5 protein-coding genes and 1 pseudogene are annotated in these 4,214 nt (G+C 59.6%); 4 read left to right on the top strand and 2 right to left on the bottom strand.

Annotated features, from left to right (window positions below):
- The 3 genes and pseudogenes from MKK64_RS17650 to MKK64_RS17640 all read left to right on the top strand — a co-directional run.
- Positions 1-195, top strand: a pseudogene (locus MKK64_RS17650) (cyclic nucleotide-binding domain-containing protein); the annotation flags it as partial.
- 9 nt (positions 196-204) lie between these two features.
- The gene (locus MKK64_RS17645) at positions 205-573 is read left to right on the top strand and encodes a Crp/Fnr family transcriptional regulator (protein ID WP_243936183.1); all 369 of its coding nucleotides are present in this window, start codon (positions 205-207) and stop codon (positions 571-573) included.
- Between the two features lie 1,170 nt (positions 574-1,743).
- Positions 1,744-1,920, top strand: a complete 177-nt coding sequence (locus tag MKK64_RS17640; RefSeq protein ID WP_243936182.1) for a hypothetical protein — start codon at positions 1,744-1,746, stop codon at positions 1,918-1,920.
- 429 nt (positions 1,921-2,349) lie between these two features.
- Here MKK64_RS17640 and MKK64_RS17635 read toward each other — a convergent pair whose 3' ends face one another.
- Positions 2,350-2,604, bottom strand: coding sequence for a hypothetical protein (locus tag MKK64_RS17635; protein ID WP_243936181.1), 255 nt, complete (start codon positions 2,602-2,604; stop codon positions 2,350-2,352).
- 467 nt (positions 2,605-3,071) lie between these two features.
- Entirely contained in the window at positions 3,072-3,335 is a 264-nt protein-coding gene (locus MKK64_RS17630) for a hypothetical protein (RefSeq protein ID WP_243936180.1), read from the bottom strand.
- A gap of 312 nt (positions 3,336-3,647) precedes the next feature.
- On the opposite strand from MKK64_RS17630, the gene MKK64_RS17625 reads away from it, so the two are divergent.
- Complete coding sequence (locus MKK64_RS17625) at positions 3,648-3,812, top strand: hypothetical protein (RefSeq protein WP_313898919.1); 165 nt, start codon at positions 3,648-3,650, stop codon at positions 3,810-3,812.
- The last annotated feature ends 402 nt before the right edge of the window (positions 3,813-4,214 follow it).

Raw genomic sequence — 4,214 nt, 5'->3', positions numbered from 1 at the left:
GAACGCGGCATCGTCTCGCTGGTTGCGCAAGCCCCCGATGGCGAACAGGCTGAGATTGGGCTCGTTGGCTGCGAGGGCCTCGTCGGGATTCCGCTGCTGCTTGGCTCCGATCAAGCCCCCTATGATGGCCGGGTGCAGAATACAGGTTTGGCCTGGGCATTATCTGCTTCGAGTTTCTACGAGATCCTGCCCTGATCTTCGGCCTTGGGTGAACGGTTACTTCTCTATGTGCAAACTGTCACCGCGCAAATGGCAGGAACAGCACTAGCCAACGCACGCTACGCGCTTGCAGCTCGTCTCGCCCGCTGGTTGCTGATGTGCCACGATCGGGCTGAGGGCGACGACCTCTCGACGACCCACCGCTTCCTTTCGTTGATGCTTGGCGTGAACCGCACTGGTGTCAGCGAGGCGATGGCCGTTCTGGAACGGGCTGGGGTCATCGCAACGAAGCGTGGGACCATCACCATCAAGGACCGCGAGTACCTGCTTGCTCAAGCGGGCGCTTGCTACGGAATGCCGGAAGCCGATTACGATCGGCTTCTCGGGCCTACAACGTCGACCCCAACAGTCTGATCGACCTTTTCAAAGAGCTAGGTCGGGCTGCGTCAAGCGCTGCCGCAATCGACTAATCAAATGATGCAAGATACGCATACCGCACCCCCTTTCGCGCTCAGTAGTTGGCTTCGGCCTCTGGTTGTATGACAAGCAATTCGCCTCTATTTCGAGACCGCATGTCAGCATACGCTAGGCCAAGAGTGCTGCCTGAAGGCAAGATTATATTCCGGGGACGCGGTCAAGGGGGGCTTGACCGGCTTCAAACTGCTACGCAGGGCGTGCCCGCACTGCTCACAGCGGAATGACAGACGGGCGGCAGATATGGGCATCTGCCAGTGGTGCGCCTACGTGCCGTCGTTGCACGATGCGGAGCCCGCCGAGGCGGCCTGAAAAGCAAAAAGGTAACACGCCAAAGCACGCAACGATTTCGCAGTGCAGCACGTTCAGCTGGTATGCCAGGCGTGACCTCAGGAAGGTCAAGGTCGGCTCGACAGCTCTATCCTCGTTCCTCGCGCCCTCGGCTACCCGATCAGCGGCTGACTAGGAGTAACAGGGGAGTATGGGCGATCGGGTGTCAGCCGCTGATTGGCAAGGGCGTTACCTTAATGCCCCCGGTAATCGTATATTTTTGCCGGAACTCACTTGGCGGGCTCGACAAGGTCCATTCTGGAAGGGCCAGAGGACTGCTGTTCCGCTGGCGCCTGAGGATCTTTGCCAGGAGCGTAATTCGTAGCCGCAGAAGGAACAGGCCGGGTCTTGTTTTCCGCAGTCGAGTTACCACCAGGGTCGGCAGCATCCTTCGACGCTGACCCTTCCCGAGGCACCGGGGCTTGGCTCCAACCGTCCTGAGCGCTTCGATTCTTATCCCCCATTGCTTCGATACCCTTGATCTCACCGGGCTTTGTCTGGGCGGACGCTCCTGGCGCTAGCATCAGCACGGCGCAAACGGCCAAACCGGCTCTGCCAATGAATGAGAAGCGAAGCATAATAGAATACCGTTTTTATTGGAATATCTAGCCCAACAAATCCAGCAAGCCAATGTTCCTGCGGCATATCAAAAGGCCGATTGCAATTTTTATAAACTTAGGATTGTGATGCTATTCGCCATAAATGAACGTTCTTATGGACAAATCACGGAACGGTTCGTCACCGCCGCGCTTGTTCTCTCGGCGAGTCCGGAGGGGTGCGATGAAGGTGTTTCAGGTCAGGCAGCGTGCGACCGGAGCCATCCTTTGGACCGGCTCGGCCACGGATGAGATCGCAGCCCTCGACGCGATGGCGCACGAGGCGGGGTACTATGATCACTCCGACATCCCGCAGACCGTTAGCAGCGGCGGATTGGCCGTCGAGGTGGTGATGATCTAAAGCCATCCCTGTGATCGCTCAGTCGATTTGGATACCCACTACCATCAGACTGTAGGGGCTGTCGTACCGATAGGGAGCGTCTCGACTATGATCGACCCAAAGCGGTCCGAGACCGATCCCGCTGAAACGCCGCCTGGCGAGCGATCCTACGAAGATCTCCCCGCGACCGGTAGGTCGCAGGGTTCGTTGTCGCCCGGCGCTACGGAGCCCAGTGATATTGAGGCGCCGCGCAATGACGAAGGAGCTACGGGGCACGAGGCCTTCGATAAGGCGCGAGCTGAAACGCAGCAGCGGAAATGAACGCCCACCAAGCGCCGATTGGCCAGCTATGAAGCAGGCATCAACCATTTACGGCATCAGTTCTGACCACCCTACTGACCGCCTCGCATCGCTCTGCCAGGGTTGCTGCTAGCTTGCCGTACGGCTTCGCTAGCCGTTATCGACTGCTTCGCTGACTATCGCCCCTCCCAACCACGCGATCGCCGCCTCCAGCGACCTAAAGCCATGTGTCACGCTTTCAAAAGGAGGCGGTCGTTGATCCGAGGGAACGGCGTCGAGCAGCTCGGCCTGCCACTCGCTTACGCCGCCGCCCGCGGTGATGTTTCGAACGAGGCTACCGACGATTTTCCCATCGAGCGCAAGGTCATAACTACCGAGTGCAAGCCGGTGGAGGGTGTACGTCACCGTTGGTGTTCCTCAAACGCTTGCCGAGCAAAACCGTAGCTACCGCTGATAACGAGACGCTGCGGACCTTCGCCGTCAATAGCTCGTTGATCCTGCGGGCACAGGAGAGGTTGGGGGAAATTGTGAGCTGGCAGGGTATGAAAAGCGCACCTCGGGACGGGCAACGGTTCGTTGCTGGCCTATGGATCGAGAAGGGTGCCTCCGCTCAATTCGAAATGCACATCATCCGCGCCGACATGCGTGGCAAGGGCGTCCACCCGGAAGATGACCGGGGGTGGTCATGGAACGACTACACACACTGGATGCCGCTGCCCATACCTGCCAGATCGGGCACCTCGGATCGTCCTGCGTTAGGCGGAAAGAGTGTAACCCCTCCCATGATGCATCGAGCTTACGGTGTTGGCTGAATATGAGCCCCGGGCCAGCGATCGCCTGGAACGCCGTCGATGATCGCAGCCTTGCCGGCCTCAGACTGGTTCACATAGATCCTGGTCCTCTTCGTCGAACACATGTTCGATCACGCTGTACGGCGGACCTGTGAACCATCCGATCGCTTCAGCCTCCTGTCGGGATACCAGCCGAGTCGTGACCGGCTTGCCAGGCTCTTTGCTGGCGATCGTCGCTTCATCCACCTGGATCGCGAGCACCGTGCGTGTGCCGATGTCGGTGCAGCGGTAGCGCCGGCCGGAACATGTGAACTCTGATCCAATCCTGAAATCTGACAGATTCATCGGCGTCTCCTTCGCCCTTGCATCTATCATGAAGCAGTTTTTGGCTTGCTCGCCACCCGAGGGAGGTGGTGTGACAGGACAAAATAGGGTACTTGTCGATGTGGCATCAGAAACATGGTTCAGGCGCTGTCGCGTGGTCGCGCGTCCGTGGTGGACAGGCTGATCGGCGCAAAACCGCCATTTCATTGTTGAAGCAAACTCGTCTTCACACCCCCGTGACGGCAGCGACACGGTTCAGTAACCAGATTACCACATGCCGATCATGGTGCAGCGGTAAACATCTCCGCTTCTGCAATGAACCGGAGCATGAGCATGGTACTCGCCGACCTCGATAAGCGTGCCGAGCTGACTGTCTGGCCGTCCGGCGCGCCGGCTCAGATTGCACGCGGGCAGGCGTTCTCCACACTGCGCGAAGCCCTTGTGGCTGCGGCCGAAAGCATCCAGGCGCGACGACGCGCAGCCCTGGATCATCACTGAGGACGGCGACATCCTATCGCCACGCTGGATCAGGGCAAACGCCGATCCGCACCGGCTACAGTAGGATGACAAAGCACAGGCCATAAGCCGATGCTGGCGGTTCCTGTTCCCCGCAGCACCGACCTTCACGCGATCACCCGGCCCGAGGCTTCACGGGTACGGTGCAGGGAACTGGCCCTCACCGGCCTGTCATCACGTGCTCTCTGTGCCGAGCTACCTGTCGACGTTCGCGACCGCCGCCGGCGCGCAAGCGTCGAGAGGCCTAGGTCGTGAACTCATAACGTCTGGCACGGTTTGGCCGTGGCATCGTTGGTTCTCCGAATGGAGGACCGAGGATGGCGCGGTTTGACCTGACGGATGAAGAGTGGGCGGTGATCGAGCCGGTCCTGCCGACGGACGTGC

It is taken from the genome of Methylobacterium sp. E-025 (genome assembly GCF_022829705.1).
Classification (GTDB): domain Bacteria; phylum Pseudomonadota; class Alphaproteobacteria; order Rhizobiales; family Beijerinckiaceae; genus Methylobacterium.
The sequence above is the reverse complement of the archived record's forward strand: the minus strand, read 5'-3'. Positions and strand labels throughout refer to the sequence as shown.

Coding starts and splice junctions, on each gene's coding strand:
- MKK64_RS17640 (WP_243936182.1), top strand. CDS start 1,744: ATGAAGGTGTTTCAGGTCAGGCAGCGTGCGACCGGAGCCATCCTTTGG.
- MKK64_RS17630 (WP_243936180.1), bottom strand. CDS start 3,335: ATGAATCTGTCAGATTTCAGGATTGGATCAGAGTTCACATGTTCCGGC.
- MKK64_RS17625 (WP_313898919.1), top strand. CDS start 3,648: ATGGTACTCGCCGACCTCGATAAGCGTGCCGAGCTGACTGTCTGGCCG.